20 protein-coding genes and 1 tRNA gene are annotated in these 18,780 nt (G+C 31.4%); 12 read left to right on the forward strand and 9 right to left on the reverse strand.

Annotated features, from left to right (window positions below; genetic code table 11):
- Positions 1-14: 14 nt before the first annotated feature.
- Positions 15-1,160, reverse strand: a complete 1,146-nt coding sequence (locus tag ABTV69_RS09085) for a GNAT family N-acetyltransferase (protein ID WP_433835610.1) — start codon at positions 1,158-1,160, stop codon at positions 15-17.
- A gap of 119 nt (positions 1,161-1,279) precedes the next feature.
- Positions 1,280-1,768, reverse strand: a complete 489-nt coding sequence (locus ABTV69_RS09090; protein WP_433835612.1) for a DUF1761 domain-containing protein — start codon at positions 1,766-1,768, stop codon at positions 1,280-1,282.
- Between the two features lie 179 nt (positions 1,769-1,947).
- Here ABTV69_RS09090 and ABTV69_RS09095 point away from each other — a divergent pair, with 179 nt between their 5' ends.
- Both ABTV69_RS09095 and ABTV69_RS09100 read left to right on the forward strand, forming a co-directional pair.
- Positions 1,948-2,790 carry a leucine-rich repeat domain-containing protein gene (locus ABTV69_RS09095; RefSeq protein WP_433835614.1) on the forward strand — a complete coding sequence of 281 codons (843 nt, stop codon included), beginning with the start codon at positions 1,948-1,950 and terminating at the stop codon, positions 2,788-2,790.
- Positions 2,791-3,026: 236 nt separating this feature from the next.
- Entirely contained in the window at positions 3,027-3,332 is a 306-nt protein-coding gene (locus ABTV69_RS09100) for a hypothetical protein (protein WP_433835616.1), read from the forward strand.
- Positions 3,333-3,388: 56 nt separating this feature from the next.
- Here ABTV69_RS09100 and ABTV69_RS09105 read toward each other — a convergent pair whose 3' ends face one another.
- Together ABTV69_RS09105 and ABTV69_RS09110 are read right to left on the reverse strand one after the other, a co-directional pair.
- Positions 3,389-4,588 carry a PQQ-binding-like beta-propeller repeat protein gene (locus ABTV69_RS09105; protein WP_433835618.1) on the reverse strand — a complete coding sequence of 400 codons (1,200 nt, stop codon included), beginning with the start codon at positions 4,586-4,588 and terminating at the stop codon, positions 3,389-3,391.
- Between the two features lie 108 nt (positions 4,589-4,696).
- Positions 4,697-4,768 (reverse strand) — tRNA-Glu (locus tag ABTV69_RS09110).
- Between the two features lie 414 nt (positions 4,769-5,182).
- On the opposite strand from ABTV69_RS09110, the gene ABTV69_RS09115 reads away from it, so the two are divergent.
- Together ABTV69_RS09115 and ABTV69_RS09120 are read left to right on the forward strand one after the other, a co-directional pair.
- Positions 5,183-5,689, forward strand: coding sequence for a hypothetical protein (locus ABTV69_RS09115; protein ID WP_433835620.1), 507 nt, complete (start codon positions 5,183-5,185; stop codon positions 5,687-5,689).
- Positions 5,690-5,712: 23 nt separating this feature from the next.
- The gene (locus tag ABTV69_RS09120; RefSeq protein WP_433835622.1) at positions 5,713-6,480 is read left to right on the forward strand and encodes a hypothetical protein; all 768 of its coding nucleotides are present in this window, start codon (positions 5,713-5,715) and stop codon (positions 6,478-6,480) included.
- A gap of 70 nt (positions 6,481-6,550) precedes the next feature.
- On the opposite strand, the gene ABTV69_RS09125 is transcribed toward ABTV69_RS09120, so the two are convergent.
- A complete protein-coding gene (locus ABTV69_RS09125; protein WP_433835624.1) occupies positions 6,551-9,037 on the reverse strand; it encodes an Hsp70 family protein in 2,487 nt (828 codons plus the stop codon).
- A 10-nt stretch (positions 9,038-9,047) separates the two neighbouring features.
- A complete protein-coding gene (locus tag ABTV69_RS09130) occupies positions 9,048-9,335 on the reverse strand; it encodes a hypothetical protein (RefSeq protein ID WP_433835626.1) in 288 nt (95 codons plus the stop codon).
- Between the two features lie 103 nt (positions 9,336-9,438).
- On the opposite strand from ABTV69_RS09130, the gene ABTV69_RS09135 reads away from it, so the two are divergent.
- The 6 genes from ABTV69_RS09135 (at position 9,439) to ABTV69_RS09160 (ending at position 13,238) form a co-directional block, all read left to right on the forward strand.
- Positions 9,439-9,750: a hypothetical protein gene (locus ABTV69_RS09135; RefSeq protein ID WP_433835628.1), complete on the forward strand. Its 312-nt coding sequence runs from the start codon at positions 9,439-9,441 to the stop codon at positions 9,748-9,750.
- 32 nt (positions 9,751-9,782) lie between these two features.
- On the forward strand, positions 9,783-10,271 hold the full coding sequence (locus tag ABTV69_RS09140; RefSeq protein ID WP_433835630.1) for a hypothetical protein: 489 nt from the start codon (positions 9,783-9,785) through the stop codon (positions 10,269-10,271).
- 72 nt (positions 10,272-10,343) lie between these two features.
- On the forward strand, positions 10,344-11,195 hold the full coding sequence (locus tag ABTV69_RS09145) for a hypothetical protein (protein ID WP_433835632.1): 852 nt from the start codon (positions 10,344-10,346) through the stop codon (positions 11,193-11,195).
- A 182-nt stretch (positions 11,196-11,377) separates the two neighbouring features.
- Positions 11,378-11,632, forward strand: a complete 255-nt coding sequence (locus ABTV69_RS09150) for a hypothetical protein (RefSeq protein WP_433835634.1) — start codon at positions 11,378-11,380, stop codon at positions 11,630-11,632.
- A 323-nt stretch (positions 11,633-11,955) separates the two neighbouring features.
- Complete coding sequence (locus ABTV69_RS09155; protein ID WP_433835636.1) at positions 11,956-12,756, forward strand: SDR family NAD(P)-dependent oxidoreductase; 801 nt, start codon at positions 11,956-11,958, stop codon at positions 12,754-12,756.
- 104 nt (positions 12,757-12,860) lie between these two features.
- Complete coding sequence (locus tag ABTV69_RS09160) at positions 12,861-13,238, forward strand: nuclear transport factor 2 family protein (RefSeq protein WP_433835638.1); 378 nt, start codon at positions 12,861-12,863, stop codon at positions 13,236-13,238.
- Between the two features lie 187 nt (positions 13,239-13,425).
- Here the strand turns inward: ABTV69_RS09160 and ABTV69_RS09165 are convergent, their stop codons facing one another.
- Positions 13,426-14,247, reverse strand: coding sequence for a hypothetical protein (locus ABTV69_RS09165; RefSeq protein WP_433835640.1), 822 nt, complete (start codon positions 14,245-14,247; stop codon positions 13,426-13,428).
- Positions 14,248-14,624: 377 nt separating this feature from the next.
- On the opposite strand from ABTV69_RS09165, the gene ABTV69_RS09170 reads away from it, so the two are divergent.
- Positions 14,625-15,089, forward strand: coding sequence for a lysostaphin resistance A-like protein (locus ABTV69_RS09170; RefSeq protein WP_433835642.1), 465 nt, complete (start codon positions 14,625-14,627; stop codon positions 15,087-15,089).
- 178 nt (positions 15,090-15,267) lie between these two features.
- Here ABTV69_RS09170 and ABTV69_RS09175 read toward each other — a convergent pair whose 3' ends face one another.
- A complete protein-coding gene (locus ABTV69_RS09175; RefSeq protein ID WP_433835644.1) occupies positions 15,268-15,747 on the reverse strand; it encodes a hypothetical protein in 480 nt (159 codons plus the stop codon).
- 318 nt (positions 15,748-16,065) lie between these two features.
- On the opposite strand from ABTV69_RS09175, the gene ABTV69_RS09180 reads away from it, so the two are divergent.
- A complete protein-coding gene (locus ABTV69_RS09180) occupies positions 16,066-17,058 on the forward strand; it encodes a phosphotransferase (protein WP_433835646.1) in 993 nt (330 codons plus the stop codon).
- Positions 17,059-17,767: 709 nt separating this feature from the next.
- Here ABTV69_RS09180 and ABTV69_RS09185 read toward each other — a convergent pair.
- A complete protein-coding gene (locus ABTV69_RS09185; protein WP_433835648.1) occupies positions 17,768-18,778 on the reverse strand; it encodes a DNA/RNA non-specific endonuclease in 1,011 nt (336 codons plus the stop codon).
- Between the last annotated feature and the right edge of the window lie 2 nt (positions 18,779-18,780).

Here is an 18,780-nt window from a genome sequence, read left to right on the forward strand (position 1 = left end):
GGAGCGACATTTTTTTATTTAAACGGATTGCGTTCCTGCCATTCCGTTTTTGGTTCCAAATAATTGAAAAATCTAGAAATGTTATGATTAATTAAAGCATTGCTGTGTGTAATTAAGCCATACATTTTTACAGGTTTTGCTCCAACAGAACTTTTAATTTCAAGTGCAGTTCTAGCAAAAACAATTTCGCGGAAACCCTTTTTGATAGAATAAGCAATCATATCATAAAGCATATTTAAATACAGCATCTTCTCGCGCTGCACACTTTCGTCATAACCTAAAAAATAGGTATCCATGACATCTCCATTTTTGATTAAAGTGTTGAAGCCAATCAATTTTTCGTTTAAGAAATAACCGTATAGGAGAAAGTTTTCTCCCATGATTTCTTTAAAAAAACTAAAATGATTTCTGGCCAAGAAAAAAGTATTGAAAGGCGCATTTTTAGCAACATGAAAATACAAATCGTAAATCATATCTTCATATTGTTTGATGTCAGAAAGCGACATTTGCTGCTTTACAATCCCTTCTGATTTTTTGCGTGCACGTTTGTACTGATCACGATATTTTTTGGACAAAGCATCAATGTAATCTTGTTCTGATTTCCAATTTTCATTGATTTTAAAAATCATATTGGGTTGAGTAGAAAACGTGTAATTGTTTTTAAATTCAGCTTGAAGCGGTTCGATTTCTTTGGCTGTAAAATCTTTTATGCTGGTAATGTGTACTTTCTTTCCGCTTTCTTTTAAATCCTTTTTTAACTGATTAATTGCTTTGTGAAGTGTTTTTATCGCTTTGGATTCTTTGACGGTTTTGTCAAAAATAAAAGCATTTTGACCTGTGAGCATATTGTTTCCAACGAATAAAACGTGCGAAGCAAAATTCTTTAAAGCAAAATTGCGGACCGAAGTTTTTAAACATTTATCGCGCTCTCCAAAAGACTCCAGTTTTTCTGCAAATAAGAATTGCGTTAAAACAATACCGATTAGTTTTTTTTCTTCAAAAAGTCCTATGAAATGGCAGGTCATGTTTACTGGAGAAGAATTTTCCAGTACTTCGAGATATTCTCGTGTCAAAAAAATGTTATTTGCTGCAAGCGAGTTCCATTCTAAAGGCAATAGCGATGCGCTTTTGTAAATCTGGAAAGAATATGTTGTATTCAAAAGAGTGAGCTAGTTTCTCCAAAATTAGATAATATTTACAATAACTAACGGGCTTTAAGTTATTATTGTGAAAAACCCGCTTGAAGTAAGTTTTTCAAGCGGGTTTTGTATGTTGTTATTTAAGCAAATCCGCAGATGATTCCGCCCATAAGTGTTAGTGTAAGCATCCAATATCCGGCATGAATGAAAATATATTTCCAAGATTTTCTTTCGAATAAACCGTTAATTCCAATTAGCGGAAACGCGAAGAATAATCCAGACATAAAACCGTGAAGCGCGCCATGTTTAAAAGTTCTATAAGCCATTCCATAATCTGCCATAAAAGCGGCAAATGATGGTTTTGCGCTATCTAGTAGAGGCGGTCCGCCTACCATTCCGATTGCGCCAGACTGATGGATTGTTAGCGACATTAAAGTCATTGTAATCATTAAAGAAAAAATGTACGTTAATCCGAAGATTTTAAGCATGTTTCCTTTTCTTAGCTCTTCTTGAGTAAGATTATTTTCTTTCATCCAGATCGTTCCGAATACTTTTGGACTGTACCAGATAAAACCGGTTACGAGTGTTACAATTGCAGCAATAAATAAAGCGGCGAAGTTAATTTGCATGATGTGAGGTTTTTAGATTAGTTAATCAAATGTAATTAAAAATTGAACAGCTTTTTGAAAATAATAAAAAAGCAGCTTAAATCTTATAATTTTAATTTTTTTCAACACTTTGCCGATATTTAGTGCATTATAACTATGAATTGTATAATTTTACGCACGTAACAAATCCCAAATCTGTTATGAAAATTTTAATTACATTTTCTTTAGTATTTGCTTTTTCGCTTAGCGTCTTGGCAGATACCGTTTCGGACAAAGAAAAAGAAGCGCTTATAAAATTGTATCACGCAACAAATGGTTTGCAATGGAAAACAAAATGGGACTTAAGCCTGTCTGTTTCTACGTGGTACGGAGTTAAAGCTGAAAACGGAAAAGTTGTGGCTCTCAATTTGGCAGATAATAACCTGCAAGGAGAATTGCCCGAAGCGCTTTACGATCTTGTAAATTTAGAATCGCTTAATCTGGAAAAGAATAAAATTGAGGGAAGTTTGTCTTCTTCTGTTTTAAATCTGAAAGAGTTAGAGTTGCTGAATATTGCCGACAATAAATTATCGGGCGAAATTCCAGCTTCTATTTGTCAATTAGTGAAATTAAAAGATTTAGAGCTTTTTAGAAATGCTATTTCAGGAGAGCTTCCGTTGGAAATTGGAAAGCTGAATCAGTTGGAAGTATTAGCTGTTTTTGATAACGAAATCAAAGGAAAGCTACCTGCTTCTATTTATAAAATTTTGGGATTAAAAGTACTTCTTTTAAATAATAATAAGTTATCGGGAAGTTTAACTAGTGAGATCATTAATCTAAATGCGTTGCAGAATTTCAGTTTGTTTGATAATGATTTTACAGGTGTAATTCCGCTCGAGATTGAAAAGCTTGCTAATCTGGCAGAATTGAATCTTTCGTATAATAAATTTACAGGCGAAGTTTCAAAAAAGATAGCGCTTCTGGATGCTTTAAATGTGACAATGATGGACGAAAACGGAAATCCATTTTTATTAGAAATAAACCAAGAAAATAAATTACAATAGTTACCCAAAACCAATCGATGCTTATGAATGAATTTTACATTTAGTTAATTATTAAAACCGTAATATTTTACGGTTTTCGTTTTTTTAGATGTAAAGGTTTCTTGAAAAAAATAACATATAATTTAGAAAGGATTTTTTATGTTTGTCTGAAATTTTTATAACTTTAATATAAAGTATCTAGAGAACCAAAAGCCGAGCAATTGGCGGTATTACTAATCACTTAATAAAAAGAAATCATGACGCTACAATATCAGGGAGAACAATACGGAAAATCAACCACTTTTACAATTAGAATTATTGGTAATAACTTGTCAAAAAGCAGTTCAAACTACCAGATTGATCTTTTGGTGGGAGATAAAAAATTGCCAACTTTTACAACTGAAATTCACCAAAGCCTTTCTAATTGCTTGAAAGAAATTTATTTGTTTAGAAAGCACAACGGAATTAAGTTTAACGAATCAACAGAGAAAATAGTTTCGCTTTATGTTCCTTATGATAAAGTTTTGTACAACTACAATAAATATGCTTTGTTTAGAGCATAATTTTCTCAAAATAGAATAATAATAAAAAAAGACCATTGAAAAATGGTCTTTTTTTATTATCTGATGATCTTTAAATAAGCGCTATAAGGATTGTCTGTAATTGAGGTTCGCATATAATATACGTTTTCGTCTTTTTCTTTGAGATCAAATTGAATTAAACCTGCATCGCAATAATAGTAAAGCAAGTTATCATCTGCAGGAAATTCAATGTTTGAAATAGGCAGTGTAGTTAATTTTTCTTCAAAAGCGATTTCACCGTTAGATAAGTCCAATTCAAAAAGTTTCTTGTTGCGAGTATATCCCCAAAGATTATCAACCTCTTTAACAATGTATTCGACATTGTCGCCTTTAAAATCTGTTTTCCATAGCTGTGTTCCGGTTTTAGAATCAACGGCGTAGATCGACGAAACCTCAGTGCCTTGCGCTGCAAAATAGAGTTTTTTGTCATGGCAAACGATACGTTCTTTAACGTTGTTTTGGTTTTCTTCTATTTTAAACTGCCATAAAACATCTAGACTATTTGGCTTTAACGCGTACAGCCAATTTTTGTCGCCGGCCACGAAAACACTTTCGCCGTCTGTAACCGGTTTTCCTGTCATGATTTCGTCAAAGCTTTTTTTATTAAGCAGTTTTCCTGTATTAGCTTCAAAACAGTACACATTGTTTCCGCTTTGGGTAAAGATCTTATTATCGAAAAATAGTGGCTCTATGTCGTTGTTTGGCGTGTCTAATTTATAGTTCCATGCCAAGCTTCCGTCTTTTAAGTCCAAAGCGTACAAGTTGCTGCTCTGATTTTGATTTTGAGCGGTAATAAAAAGTTTTCCATTAGCTATAATAGGAGTCTGATCTTTTAGTGCAATTTGGTCGGTACTATTTCCTAATCTAGATTTCCAGAAAATAGTTCCTGTTCCGTTGTCTACGGCATAAATTTCGCCATTAATAAACGGAATATATACAACACCATCGTGAATGGTGATTTTGTTGGCGCACATTTCGGTATGAGCATCTGCAGCTTTTATGCTCCAAACAATGCTTTCTACTTCTAGATCCCATGAAAAAAGAGTGCCATCGTAATCGTAAATTAAAATAGAAGAGTCGTCTAGAGAGATTTTCTTAAGCGGTTTTAATGATTTATTAGTAACAGCTTCTTCTGGAGGTAATTTGCTGTTGCTATAATTGGTTTTGCTGTCGGGCGCTTGTCCAAACATATTTGCAGAGGCGAATACAAATAAAAGGGCAATTAGATTGTGTTTCATTGTAGGATTTGGGTTGGTTTTTTTTATTGTCTTTTCTAAAACATTTTAACGAAGTAAATATAAACAAAAAAAGCTCCAGATTTCTCTGAAGCTTTTTGACTTAGTAAGTAGTCCGTGGGGGAATCGAACCCCCCTTACCAGGATGAAAACCTGGCGTCCTAACCGATAGACGAACGGACCTGCTTTGCTATTGCGGGTGCAAAAATGCAACTATTTTTGGATTGTACAAAGCTTTTTTGAAAAAACTTTTTTAGCAATGTTAAGAAAAGAACTGCTTTAATTAATTTTTATTCGTCAGGAAATAAAGTTAATGTTTGTATATCGCTTTGATTAATAATTGTTTGTTTTGAGTTTGTAAAGTAGAAAAGATGGGTTTGCTGCATTTTTTTAAGCGGAAAATATTTTTTAAAAATATTAAAAAAACACACTTTTAAAAGAATATTCTTATAAGTTTTTATTAGGAAACTACTACTACGAGAAGTGTATTTCTTCTGTATATTTATTTAATCAAGGTCAATTGGACTACAATTTTTAGAAAGAAAGCAATATATTCGCAACATTTTGACAACTCATTAATTCCTTCTGAACATTAAAATGGATAAAAAGCTTATCATTAAAAATTTTACGTTTACTAGTATTTTCAATTTAGGCGGTCCTTTGCTTTTTCTATTTTTTATATTGTATTGTGCTATTGCTGTTGGATTGGGAGATGGAATACTGACGAAGATTTTGGTGTTCTTATACCTATTTGGCGCTATCATGGCAATAGGCTTGGCAAATTATTTTTCTGAAGTTGTTACAGTTGATAAAAATGGGGTCCAAAAGAATAGCTTGTTTTTTTCTCATTTTATAGCTTGGAGCAATATTAAAAGCTTAGATATTATATTGGTAACAGGAGACAGATTTGTAAATAAATTAGATAAAAAAGAATATTTTGATGAGTTCTATATTGGCACAAAAGAAATCATAATAAGTGATGTAGAAAAACCAATGAATGAACTGATATGGATAAGAAAGAAAAAAACGATTCGGTTGCCTTTTAATAAAACGATCATTGGAATTTTGCACGATAATAATCAGCTGCTGCATCTTGGTAACTAATATTTCAAAAGAAGAATTAAAAGATGGAAATAATAATTAGAAAATCTTATTTATTTTGGGATGGGGACGCCTACAAATATGGCGGATTTGGACAAATAGTGGAGAAATGTTCTTCTGTTTCTGAAGCCGAAGATGTAATTAAAAAACGGACTGTTGATTTTCTAAGAAATGACAATCCGATTATTAAAGACTTTGTTTTTTCGAATAACAATTATGTTGAATTGATCGAAAAGATAACTTATTTTTTTGAACAAGAATTTAAACTAAATTTCGATACTGATTTTTGGCTGCCAGCAAGCGCAACTGATAGTCAGATATTGGAATTGTCAAAGCTTTTTCCGTTTCCGTTTTATTCTATAATTGAAAAAGAGAATGATCATTTTTATATAAATGAATTGAACGATGCTTTTTGGACTGAAAGCGAAATAACAGCAATAAAAATCTCTAGTTGGGATTTTACTACTATTTGCCCAGGAATGACAGGAGCTATAAAGCAACTTTATAATGATGCTGCAATGGCTAAAAAAGACGGAATAAAAAAACTGGTTTCGTATATCATTAACGAAAATGAGGGACTTTTCAGTAAACTCGAAAATGTAGAAGAACTAGATTTTGTGCGCGACTGGCACAATCAAGTAGATTATTATACTGCGATTTTGCCAAACAATATTGTAAGTGAAAAAACAAAAGAAATTATAGAGAGAATTAAAAGCATAATTACTATAGAAGACGCTTTTATAACTAAAGAAATTTCATTTGAAGAAGCAATTGCGTTTGAAGAAATTATGTAAAAAGAAAAGCTCCAGATTGCTCTGAAGCTTTTTAAGTAGGAGAGAAGAGCTTTATAGTCTGCTATCTGTGTTATTTAATTCCAAGATTACCATCAAAAGTATTGAAATCGTCGCTGCGTTTTGGTTTGGTAATCAGTAGATTGTATAGTTGATGGCAAATTGTTTTTAATTCCATTAAGTTGCCGTTGTTTATGGCTTTTTCTCCTAATTCGATCAATTTGCTGTGTTTGGATCTGTCTTTGAAAGCGCTTGGATCTTCAAATCGAAAATTATAAAAATAATTCAAATAGCTTTCATCTTGATTGATGTAAATGTTCTCTAACAGGTTTTCTAATTCTTTTTTCTTTTTACGAATCAAGTATTTATTGCTTGACTGAAGAAATTCCTTTTCGTTTTTGATGATCTTTTCGTACTCTTCTTTTTGGCGCGGACTTCCTTTTTCGACATAGGAAGAAAGGGCTTCTTTTATGTTGTTGTATTCTTCAAGTTCAGATAATATGTGTTTATGTCTTACCAGATCATCAAATTCCTGAATGTAGATTTTTTTCAATTCATCAATCTGGTATTTTTTATCTGTAACAGCATCTTCTTTATTTTCCAAAGCCTCGTTGTACAGAATAGTCAGCGATTCTTGTGATCTTTTTAGTTTGGCTAAATATTCATAGTTTTCTTCTCGCTCTTCGGTTCTTATTTCTTCCAAAATGGTATCTAAAGCCTCCTTGATTTCTGCTGAAACTTTATCAATCGAAATTTTTCTTTGGTGCGGATTAAAGACTTCGCTTATTTCCAAATCTAAAGCACTTATATAAACGTCGATGCTAAGATCTCGAGATTCTGAAACTTTAAAATTCAGCTCAATATCCATTCCTTTCAAGAGATCCTGTTCAAACTTGCTTCCGCATATTTCAATGTAACCAATAGAAAGATTGCTCCCCACCATGCTACCAGCATTTCCTTCTACTACATTGATGATTAGTTTTTGGTCAGAATTTCTTAAAATGTTTTTAGAACAGGTTTTATAAATCGTTTTCTTTAAAGGTAAAATGTCATTTTTCTTAAAGATAATTTCCATGTGGCTTTTTCCCGTTTCTTCGTCTAGTTCTAAACAGATATCATTCGGAATTGGCTGTCCTGTAATACTGTACAATCCGTTTGTGATTTGAATATTCGGATTGCTAAACACTTGTTTCTGCTGATTATCATATAAAAACAGCGTAAACTGATTGGTCGCTTTTTCCAACAAAGGAACAAACTCTGCTATTTTTTTATTTGCTTTTAGAAGTCCAGTATCAAAACCGCCATCAGCTCTTGTAATTCTATAATAGCCATCAAAAGATTCTTCCAAAAGTACGACAATCAGTTCTTCTGAATCTTTAGAATGCGGTTCGTAGATGGTTTCAACTTGAATGCTGTTTTCTTCTGCGACAGGTTTATTCGCAATTTCTTCTTCAGTTAATTCAGAAGGTTTTGAGCCTGCGTAATAAGCCGCTCCAATCATCACTGCTGTTGTAGGGTCTAAATTGCTTTCTACCTGAATTTGAGTTCGCTCTTGCAATTGCTGGCGTATATACGGAATGTAAGTTGTACCGCCAACTAATATAATGCGCTCAATATCTGAGAAATGTAAATGATTTTCTTTGATTAATCTTTCGACCAAATTAAAAGATTCTTCAAATTTAGGTTTGATGATGGCTTCAAATTCTTCTCGACGGATATCGATATCTAACGAAATGGAAAGTTCGTCAAAATCAATTTCGATGCTTGAAATTTCTTTTATCGAAAGTTCTTTTTTTGCTTCTTCTGCTTTATAAAGAAGTTCAAAAAAGAGTTTATTGTAAATCGGATTTTCTTTGGCAATTATTTTCGACCAAAGACCACTTTCTTGAGTTGCTTTTTCGATTTTCGGACATATTATTTTCTCCACAAATAAAGTGTCCAAATCTACTCCGCCCAAAAAGTTATTTCCTTTATGGTCAAAAACTTTCAGATCTCGTTCGTTAATGTTTACCAACGCAATATCAAAAGTTCCGCCTCCAAAATCGTAAACCAGCCATTTTTGGTCTGATGTGATTTCGATGTTTAAAGAATTAGAATATGCCAAACAGGCAGCGATAGGTTCTTGCAGTAAAACTATTTCTTCAAAACCTGCTTGATAACCCGCTTTTTTGGTTGCATTAGACTGAATCGTATCAAAAGAAGCCGGAATTGTAATAACAGCAGATTTTAAAGTTTCGCCTTGAGCGAAATTGATAAGTTCTTTTAAAACCATTGAAGACAACTCAATCGGACTGCAATTTTTGTCCAGGTCTTTGATGAAATATTCTTCATCAGATCCCATTTTCCGTTTAAAAGAAGAAAATACATTTTCGGCATTTGTTGCGCTGTGTTCTCTTGCTTTTTCGCCAATTTGAATACGTCCTTTTCGAAATGAAACTACAGACGGAATAGTATCTTTAAACCCAACAGGATTTTTATAGATAGTAATTTTTCCGTTTTCGTATTTTGCAATTCCTGAATTGGTTGTTCCTAAATCAATTCCGATATTGATATTCTTCATAATGATGATATTATTCTACGATAACTACTGCTTTTTGAATTAGCTGCAGTGCGTCATTTTCTGTTTTATAAATTGCAGGCTTAATAACTTTCGTTATTTTTTTTGAATTCGAATTCATAATATTGGCGTCAATGGAGCTGTCTCTTTCGTCATAATTTGTTCCCAGCGGATTTATAATTTTATATCCTTGCTCTTCCAATTCGCTGTAAATTCGTTTTAAATTGCGATCAAAGCCGTTAAAGTTTTGTTCTTGCGCCTTTTTTTCAATTTCAAATAGTTGATTTATGATTACATTCATGCCTTAAAATCGGATTTGTATGAATCAGCAATTTACAATTTATTTAATACGATATTAATTATGAATATTATTTTTTATCATTGTCCTAATTAATTTATGTACGATGAACATCATTCAATTGTTCTCTTTGTTGGATTTGAAAAGAGATGAAATTTTAAAATTTGATTCTGAAGATTACATCAGGATTGAGAAGAAGATAAATTTCGAAAAAAAGATCAATCCAGAAATAGATTCTAGAACGAGCGAAAATTTAATTTTAGCATTAAAAGAATACAAAGAAGAACTACTGTTTGTATTATTGAATCGTATACTTTTTAATTTTCTTAATCAGAGCAATTTTTCTAAAAATAACTTTTCAGATTATGATCTGACGGTTTCAGATGAAAAGATAAAACACTTTATTTCTCTTTTTTAGCAGATGATTTGGTTTCTTTTTTCGGTTTAAAATTGTCAAAAAACAAATATAATACTCTTGAAGAACTTAGTGATTTGCTGAATTTCAAAGGATATTTTCCAGAAGAGATTCTTCATAAAATGGCATTACTTGTTTTTTCTAAAGTAGATTTTGTTAATTCTCAATTAGTTTCGAGTGAAAATGTAAACTCGAATATTTATTATATTGAGTTTAATCCTTTCTATGATTTGTTATCACATTTTTCAGGAATTGAAATGGATCAAAAAGTAGCTAATCTGCTTTCGGTCGTTTTCAAATTTTACAAAAGAAATAAAAATGTCCTTTTTTTTAATTCTGTTTTGCGTTCTATGGCGTCATATACAGCTTTTAATGAAAATTTGCATGAACTTCTTATCAAAAATAGAGAGGCTGTATCTAAGACAGGACAAGGTATTGAGGCAGAAATTAATCATCCTGCAATGGGTATAGCGCTTGCCGTGATTTGTGCTCTTATACCTTTTATAGTTACTAAATGTTCCTAATTTATTTTTTATTTAATCTTTTTGCAAAACGCTTAAAAAGATTATGTTTGTGCTATAAATTAACACTTAAGGATGAATATAATAGAGTTATTTGAAGAGTTAAAAATAGATAAAAGCAATATTCTGTTATTTTCGCCAGAAGATATCATTCGAACAGAAAAACAAATTAACGTTGAGAAAAGAATAAATCCAGATATAGACGTTAATGTAGCCAATAATCTGATTTTGGCTTTAAAAGAATATCGACAAGAACTCTATTTTATAGTGTCAAATCGAATTCTATACAATCTTTTTTCAAAGAAAAACTATTCCAGAAATAATTTTCCCGCTCCGCAAAGAGAATATGATTCGGAGAAAATACAATCTTTCGTATATCAATTTCTCAACGATGATTTGGTCTTGTATTTTGATCAGCATTTGGCTCAAAATAAATTTGATTTTATAAGTGATATTTTTGATTTTAAAGACTGTTTTCCAGAAGATGCGCTTTTTCAGCTCAATAAAAAATTAAATGGAAAAATAGATGCTATATTGGTAAATATAAGCCAAATTAATTTGACTAACTTGTCTGCAATTCCATACGCCGAATATCGAAGTTTTTATGTTTTGCTGTCTTATTTCAGTTCGATCGAGATGGATAATAAAATCAGAAGTCTTGTCAATATAGCTTCACAACGTTATAATGCTAATAAAACATCTAATTTTTATAGTTCGTGCATCATCGCGATGCAAGGATATGTTGCTTACGATTCTCATTTGACAGAGGTATTGGTTGGCAATAGAGAAGCTGTTCTTTCTAACATTGACGGCAACGGCAGTTCGTCTAGCGATTCGGGAAGCGGAATGTCAGGAAAAACAATTTTCTTTATAATACTTGCTGTCTTAAAACTGATAGCCTTATGTGCTAAGTGTTCAAGCCATTAATCTTTCAATATAAAAGCTTCAGATCTCCCTCAAAAGTCTAATTTCGTTAAATGCTTATTAAAAACAACTGATACTACCTTTCAGTATAAATAGGATGAACAGGGAAATTGGATAGAAAGAATAGAAATTTATAGAAATGAAATATTAAATTCATAAGAGCATAATACAAACAATACCATTTTATGTATACGACCTTCAATTTTGAAATATATTTTGACAAGAAAATGAGTGATGAAGAATCAACTCTATTCTGTAATATATTTGGTGATGCACTCCGAAATCAGAAATTGCTAATTTGGGAGGCTGTTGGTGAAGATTTTATAAAAGGCTTTGTAGATTATGGACAAAGCGGAATGAGTAAAGAAGATTCTATAAAATACTTTACAGAACAACTCAATAAATTAGATTATAAATTTGAGATAAAGAATGTTGTTTAGTGTCGTTTCAAATCACTTTACTTTTATCCAAAATTGATATAAAACACAAAAAGCACAATTCTTTAAAAACTACCGAGGCAATATTCATTTCTTTTTTCTCAGATGGATTGCTGTCATTTTGTTCTTCATTTTGAATTTCTAAATCTCATTGTTTTCTTCCCTTTAATTTTTTTTTGGTTAATATCCTTCTGATTAGTTGTTGCTAATATAGATTTTTTTCAATATCAAAAAGAGAGTGAAATATTCATTTGTATAATGAAAATCAATATCTTAGATGTAAGTATTTTTATTGAAAGGCAACTATTCAATTAAAAAAGATTAAAATGGCAAAAGCAAAAGAAGACGTAATATGGATTACTGGCGCTTCGTCTGGCATTGGAAAAGCAATGGCCATTGAATGCGCTAGATTAGGATATAAAGTAGCGCTTTCTTCAAGGCGAAAAGAACTATTGGATAAAGTTGCCGACACGATTCAAGATTCGGGCGGAGAAGCATTGGTCGTTCCCTGCGATATTATGGAAGAAACTTCGATTGGAAATACAGTCCAACAAATCGTCACAAAATGGGGGCGATTGGATATAGTGGTTGCTAATGCAGGTTTTGGCGTTTTTGGAAGTATCGAAAACTTAACTGCCAAAGATTGGAATAGACAATTGCAAGGCAATGTTACAGGCTTAGCGTTAACGGTAAAATATGCGCTGCCACATTTAAAGAAAATGAAAGGAAGAATTGGTTTGGTTGGAAGTGTAGGCGCTTATCTTCCTAATCCTAATGTAGGTGCTTATGGCGCTTCAAAAGCGGCTGTAAATTCTATTGGTCTGACTTTGCAAGCTGAATTAATGGGAACAGGCGTAAGTTGCACTACAGTGCATCCGGGATTTGTAGTTTCGGAAATTGCACGGGTTGACAATGACGGAGTTTGGCATCCGGAACAATCAGATCCGCGACCATCAAATTTAATGTGGCCGACAGATAAAGCGGCGAAAGTAATGATAAAAGCCATTTTGAAACGAAAGCGAAATTACGTTTTTACAGGTCATGGCAAACTAGCGGTATGGCTGCAAAGATGGTTTCCTGGCGTGATGCGGACTATAATTTCAAAAGGTCCGAAACCAGATTTATAATTTCAAGAGCCCTCTTTTTCGGGATTAAATCTATGTTAAAAGAGAAGCTTTCAATAAATATTAATTTGAAATTTGTGAAATGTCTAATAAATAATTGAGATATTATGGAAGTACAGATTATAGAGCTAGAAAAAAAATACTGGCACGGAGTTGAAAATAATGATTATGAAACAGTAAAAAATCTAACGTCGTTTCCGTGCATAGTGGCGGGAAAAAACGGAGTTCAGAGTATCAGCGAAGCCGAATTCAAAAAAATGTTCGATTCTGGGCAAACCAACAAAATAAAAGTGCTGAATATCTACGATGTACAAGAAAAACTAATTTCAGAAAATACTGCCGTAATAGGATATTATCTGGATTTTACAATATTAGACGACAGTCAAAAAATACCTATAAAATGTGTCTGCACTTCGACTTGGATTAAAGAACACAATAAGTGGGCGTGTGTGATGCATACCGAAACGGAGTTGGAGAAAAGTTAAAGGCTTAAAACTTTACTGCGCAATGCTCCTTGAAGAGTTCAACTGAAACGCGGCGCAATCCCGAAAGCTTTCGGGATTGCGCCGCTTATATGACAGCACTTTGCAGAGCTGAGAGGGGTTAAGTATTATGCTTTTGAAAGAAACAAAAAAAAGCTTCAAAGAAATCTGAAGCTCTTTAACTGTTTTATTAATTGTAATATTCTTTCAATTCAAAAGCATGTTTTTCTTGTTGCCATTTTAATTCATTTATTAAAAAGTATCGATGGTAAAAACCAATTAACGCAACAATTTTCTTATTAGGATATTTGCTTTTCCATTTTAAAATATTGTCAATTATAGTTCTATTTCTTAACTCTTCAAAGTGGCAATATCTTCTATATAATTCTTGTAATGAAATGAAATCTGTAGAAGTTTTAATTTTCAATTCTGAAAATTCCTTATTCTCGTCCACAATTTCTTTTAGTTTTTGATATTGATAAAATTGTCTCTCTTTGACTAAATTGTCTGTAGACGTTTTGTTTAAATCTTTTAGCGTGCTATTGTCTACTTCGTTTAAAGAATAGCATAATTCAATATATCTATTCCAGATTTTTTTATGTTTTTCTGGGAGAATATTTAGAGAGTCAAGAATGTTTATTTCGTTGAACACAGCGTCAGTATTTTGAATTCCGTTTTGGACTCTGTAGGCATTTCTTCCTTCAAATTCCATTGGTCTAAACAAAGTGTTTTTATGATTGGCTCTGTATTTTACAATTGCATTCCATTCGTTTTCATCATAAGTTTTTTTAAATGTAAAATCAGAATTAAAATTTGACATATCCGATTCCATAAGAATGATATCAGGTTTTAGATTTTCTAAAACAGAATAAATGGTGTCCGAATTGATCTGTTTTGTTGGAAAATGTACTGTTCCAATAACGGTTAGTTCTGTTTTCTGTTTTTTATCATTTATTTGAGCATGGCAAAATAGCGAAGCTAAGCACAGAGGAATAAATAAGAATGTTTTCATGAAAGTTTGTTCGATTTTTATTGATTGATTTAAATGATTGAGAAATTTTTATGACGATATGCCATAAGTAGTTTTTTACAAAATTTGTTACACAGGGATATTGCTTAAATTATATTTGTTGAACAAACGCAAAGTCAGTCCGCGAAAGCTTACGGGATTGCGTAGTGCGTTTATAAAATAAAATCCTATTTTTGAAAGTAAGAAAATACTGAAATTATCAGATATAGCATTCACTCTGTAAAGAGTTCTAAAACTGAAAAACTTTCGGGATTACGTAGCGTGAAGTTTGGAGGAATGATAAGGAGTACATAATAAATTTTTAAATAATTTTTAAAATTAAGAAGCGTTAATAAGCGTCTTTATTATAAAGGAAATGTATGATCGCAAAAATTAAAAATACTATACTTGGTCTTAGGCAGTGGGAATTAATATTGCTAATAGTTCTTTTAAATTTTTTAAACAGTTACATATTTTCTATCATTTCCGATTTTTTTGGAATCGCTTTGAACAAGGGTTTTAATGATCAATACACTATCAAAGAAAAAATAGTTTTATTTGTTATAGTTGCACCGTTAATGGAAACTTTATTATTTCAATACGCCGTTATAGAAATTTTTAAAAGTTTGAAAGTGAAATTGAAGTATTGTTGCTTTATATCTGCCTTGAGCTTTGCGTTAATGCATTTGTATAATATTTTTTATTTTTTATATGCTTTTGCAGGTGGTTTATTGTTTGCGTTTTTATATATAAGAGGCAAAAACCAAAAAAATGCGATAGTATTGCCGTTAATAGCCCACACTATATATAATGGAATAGTTTTTATTTTGAAGATTTATTTTTGATAAAATAATTTAAACAAAAAACGTCGCTCTGCAAAAAGCTCAAAACTGAAAAGTTCTGCAATCCCGAAAGCTTTCACGGACTGACTTTCCACAATTTTTTCATCTTGTTTTGAATAATAAGATTATGGAAAGTCTCTGACTTCGCACCCACAATCTGAATCGAGCCCTCGTTAAAAAGTCAGTTTTCTGGTTTTATTTTCCCATTTGAAAAATCCGTAATGAATTGAATAGGATTTGCAACAAACTTTAGAGCACTACTATTTTCAATACTCGGTCTAAAATTATCTATCTGAGGCTCAAATAAATTTTCATTTTGGTCTAAAATTAAAAAATCAAATTCTCTGCAAATTTCAAGAAAGGGCAGAAGAAAAGAATCTATTTCCCCTCTTAAATCGAGTCGAAAACTAATATGAATAATTATATTTTTGTCTAAGTTACAAGTAATGCCAATATCCGATTGATCACTAGGACCCCAACTTTGAAACTGACTCATACCCCATGATCTTTCGATAAAAGAATCTAGTTTGCTAAAGAAAAAGTCTTTATCAATGCGCATAATACTTGACCAGTCATCTTCATAAAGGTCTACTTGATTACTTTTGGAATATTCGTAAAAACTCCTTGGAATTGCGTTATAGTGTACTTGCCAAAGTGCCATATAATTTTATCTAAAAATCATTGGTTTATGATGCTGTAGCAATATAAAAAAGTCTCCCAACTTTTGCGAAAGGGTGTAAAAAGATTGTAATAACGATAAATTTACTTAAAACTAAAAAGCTTTAGATTTCTTTGAAGTTTTTTGGCTTAATAAGCAGGACGCATTCATTATTTAAACAGCTTTTTTTGTTGAGTATTATTAGTATTTGAATAGAATATTCTTTTTTAAAACAATCTGAGTCATTTGTCATGTATTTCTTTTCTGAATAAATTAATATAGATTTGTTTGCTTCAAAAAAAAATACCAACGGATTTAAAAATGAAACAAGAATTTTCAGTTATAAACAGTACTCTTTCTGCAAATAAACTTTGTGAAGTAGTACAAAATAAATATAATCTTGGTCAAAATACAGATTGTAAGCTTTTCAGAGCGGCAATGAATCATCTCTATGTAGTTGCTGATGGAGTAGAAAAGTATGTTTTTAGGGTATACACGCACGATTGGAGGACTAAAGTAGAAATAGAGGAAGAATTAAGACTTTTATTGCATCTAAAAAGGAGCAATACTTCTATAGCATATCCAATAGCAGATATCTCTGATGAACTAGTTCAAGAGTTCGACGCTCCTGAAGGAAAAAGATATGGTGTGTTATTCTCTTATGCAAAGGGGGTTAAAATAGCAAAATTTAGTGCAGATGCTAGTTTCATTATAGGAAAAGGATTGGCGAAGGTCCATAAGGCATCAGAAAATTTTACTTTAAAGAGGATAAATTATAATGAACAAACTTTACTAGATGAATCCTTGATTAGAGTAAAACTCTTTTTTAAAGATACATCTGATGAAATTCAATTTTTAGAAAGTTTGTCACGTTTTCTTAAGACTAAGTTTAAGAATGTAAATAAAGAAGAAATAAGATCTGGAGCTGTCCATCTGGATGTTTGGTTTGATAATATGCACATTGATCAAGATAAGGAAGCAACTTTTTTTGATTTTGATTTTTGTGGCAATGGTTGGTTGTGTCTCGATATTTCGTATTTCTTATACCAGCTTTTTTTAACTAATCTTAACGAAAATGACTATCTAATAAAAGCAGAACAATTCCTAAAAGGATATGAAAGTGAAACTGCTATATCAGAAGAAGAAAAAAAGGTATTGCCATATCTCTGCCTCGCTATTATGATTTACTATATTAGTATTCAGTGTGATAGATTTGATTACTGGACAAATATATTTTTGAATGAGGATCATCTAAAAAGATTTGTGACTAATCTGAAACGTTGGTTAACTCATAATAAAATTGAACTTATATAGGTATAATGGAAAAAAAAGTTTCAGATAAATCTTGCAAACTAAGTTTTTAAATAAAGAAGAGTTGAATGTTGAAGGACATGGCAAAAAATATAAATATGGGGATGATTTATTCCAATTATTTAATAACTGAAAAAGAAAAACTTCGAAGGCTTGCAAAAGCATAAAAAATCAAATTTATAACAGTTGCTAAAAGGTATTTAGGTGTGAACTACAAAAAACAAAAAAAGCTCCAGATTTCTCTGAAGCTTTTTGTTAGTAGCCCTAACGGGACAATTCTCGAACCGTTTTGTAGGTGATTTAAAAAGAATTAATGTTATTGAATATAATTTTTTTCGGTTCAAATAAAACCTTGAGTAATATTTAAAGTAAAAAATGCTTTAGTGAGGGAGGGGGCTGAATCCTTGACCTCAGGATTATGAAAACTGTTTTATTGATTTTTAATTTTTGTAAAATATTGATTTTTAATTGATTGTGTTTTTGTTAAAATTTGGTTTTATGGTGTTTTTTGGGTTTTCCTCACTTGAGTTCCTCACTTGAGAATTGCTGATGATTTAAATTCTACATTTAGATTTTCCAATTCGGAAATTTAATAAAAAGATTTGTTTGATCAAGCGACATCCAGTTTCTTATATAGTTTTTTAGCAAATCTAAACCATTATAAGTAAACACATCAATAACGTGCTAAAACTTAAATATGTAATTCTTTTTCTTAGTTATTAATAATTTGCTTAGAAAAGTATTCACCGTCAATTCGATAAGAGACATAAAATTTATCAGGTCTGCCACTTTTTCCGGTATACTTGGGAATAACAGTATAGTCTTTTACTGTTTTACCTTGTAAAATAGCTTTAGAAATGTTATTTTCAATTTCTCTGAAATGAACCTTATTAGCATTACTAGTCATAGGCAGAACATTAATCTGTTCTGAAATTCCACCGTGAATATTGGCTAAAAGATGTCCTCCATCATCACTATATCTGTAATAACCTGCTTTTACTCTAATTGGATTTCCTAGTTCATTAATTACTATCTTGCCATCTTTTAGTTTCTTAGAAAGACCTTGTTGAATTGGACTTCTTTCCACTTTTGTTAATTTTGACATTAAGGGACATGTCATTTTTTCGATTCTTCCAAAATTATCACTATAGGTTGAATTAATACCTATTTTGTATTGGGTATTGGGGATTAAAGGGTGAATATTTAACAACGGATTTAATTTTTTTCCACCTTCTCCAGCAAAAGCAGTGATCTTATCGTTCTCAAATATACCAAGTAATTTATTGGTTTTTGTATCTAAAATATTCACGTTTCCATTGACGTTCTTTAAAGTGAATTTTTCATTTTCTAGCATTCTGTGTATCCAACTTAATTGGTTAGGATTTGATCCAAACTGAGTTTCCGAAAATATTTTCCAGGTCTTAAGGAATTTTGGGTTTCTTTTTACCGTATTTATAAAATTCTTGTTTTCGGAGGCAACTTTTAAAAATTGTTTAGCTAAATCGTCGTCAAAATTATTAGCGATAAATTTAGAAGCTTCCTTAGATAATCCTAATTCAGCTATTTCTTTTGCTGAATTTTTAGTTAGTTTTTCTAGAACTTCAGTTCCGGCTTCTTTTAAAACAGTCTTTTCAATAAAATCTGTCGAAGTTTTTCTACATGATGAAACTAAAAACAAAAGCGATAATACAAAAAAAGAGAAAGTATTATTAGATAACGTCATCA

The sequence above is a fragment of the Flavobacterium anhuiense genome (genome assembly GCF_050990855.1).
Lineage (GTDB): Bacteria > Bacteroidota > Bacteroidia > Flavobacteriales > Flavobacteriaceae > Flavobacterium > Flavobacterium anhuiense_C.

Coding starts and splice junctions, on each gene's coding strand:
- ABTV69_RS09160 (WP_433835638.1), top strand. CDS start 12,861: ATGGAAGTACAGATTATAGAGCTAGAAAAAAAATACTGGCACGGAGTT.
- ABTV69_RS09180 (WP_433835646.1), top strand. CDS start 16,066: ATGAAACAAGAATTTTCAGTTATAAACAGTACTCTTTCTGCAAATAAA.
- ABTV69_RS09165 (WP_433835640.1), bottom strand. CDS start 14,247: ATGAAAACATTCTTATTTATTCCTCTGTGCTTAGCTTCGCTATTTTGC.
- ABTV69_RS09150 (WP_433835634.1), top strand. CDS start 11,378: ATGTATACGACCTTCAATTTTGAAATATATTTTGACAAGAAAATGAGT.
- ABTV69_RS09100 (WP_433835616.1), top strand. CDS start 3,027: ATGACGCTACAATATCAGGGAGAACAATACGGAAAATCAACCACTTTT.
- ABTV69_RS09185 (WP_433835648.1), bottom strand. CDS start 18,778: ATGACGTTATCTAATAATACTTTCTCTTTTTTTGTATTATCGCTTTTG.
- ABTV69_RS09175 (WP_433835644.1), bottom strand. CDS start 15,747: ATGGCACTTTGGCAAGTACACTATAACGCAATTCCAAGGAGTTTTTAC.
- ABTV69_RS09090 (WP_433835612.1), bottom strand. CDS start 1,768: ATGCAAATTAACTTCGCCGCTTTATTTATTGCTGCAATTGTAACACTC.
- ABTV69_RS09145 (WP_433835632.1), top strand. CDS start 10,344: ATGAATATAATAGAGTTATTTGAAGAGTTAAAAATAGATAAAAGCAAT.
- ABTV69_RS09135 (WP_433835628.1), top strand. CDS start 9,439: ATGAACATCATTCAATTGTTCTCTTTGTTGGATTTGAAAAGAGATGAA.
- ABTV69_RS09105 (WP_433835618.1), bottom strand. CDS start 4,588: ATGAAACACAATCTAATTGCCCTTTTATTTGTATTCGCCTCTGCAAAT.
- ABTV69_RS09155 (WP_433835636.1), top strand. CDS start 11,956: ATGGCAAAAGCAAAAGAAGACGTAATATGGATTACTGGCGCTTCGTCT.
- ABTV69_RS09130 (WP_433835626.1), bottom strand. CDS start 9,335: ATGAATGTAATCATAAATCAACTATTTGAAATTGAAAAAAAGGCGCAA.
- ABTV69_RS09120 (WP_433835622.1), top strand. CDS start 5,713: ATGGAAATAATAATTAGAAAATCTTATTTATTTTGGGATGGGGACGCC.
- ABTV69_RS09170 (WP_433835642.1), top strand. CDS start 14,625: ATGATCGCAAAAATTAAAAATACTATACTTGGTCTTAGGCAGTGGGAA.
- ABTV69_RS09095 (WP_433835614.1), top strand. CDS start 1,948: ATGAAAATTTTAATTACATTTTCTTTAGTATTTGCTTTTTCGCTTAGC.
- ABTV69_RS09125 (WP_433835624.1), bottom strand. CDS start 9,037: ATGAAGAATATCAATATCGGAATTGATTTAGGAACAACCAATTCAGGA.
- ABTV69_RS09115 (WP_433835620.1), top strand. CDS start 5,183: ATGGATAAAAAGCTTATCATTAAAAATTTTACGTTTACTAGTATTTTC.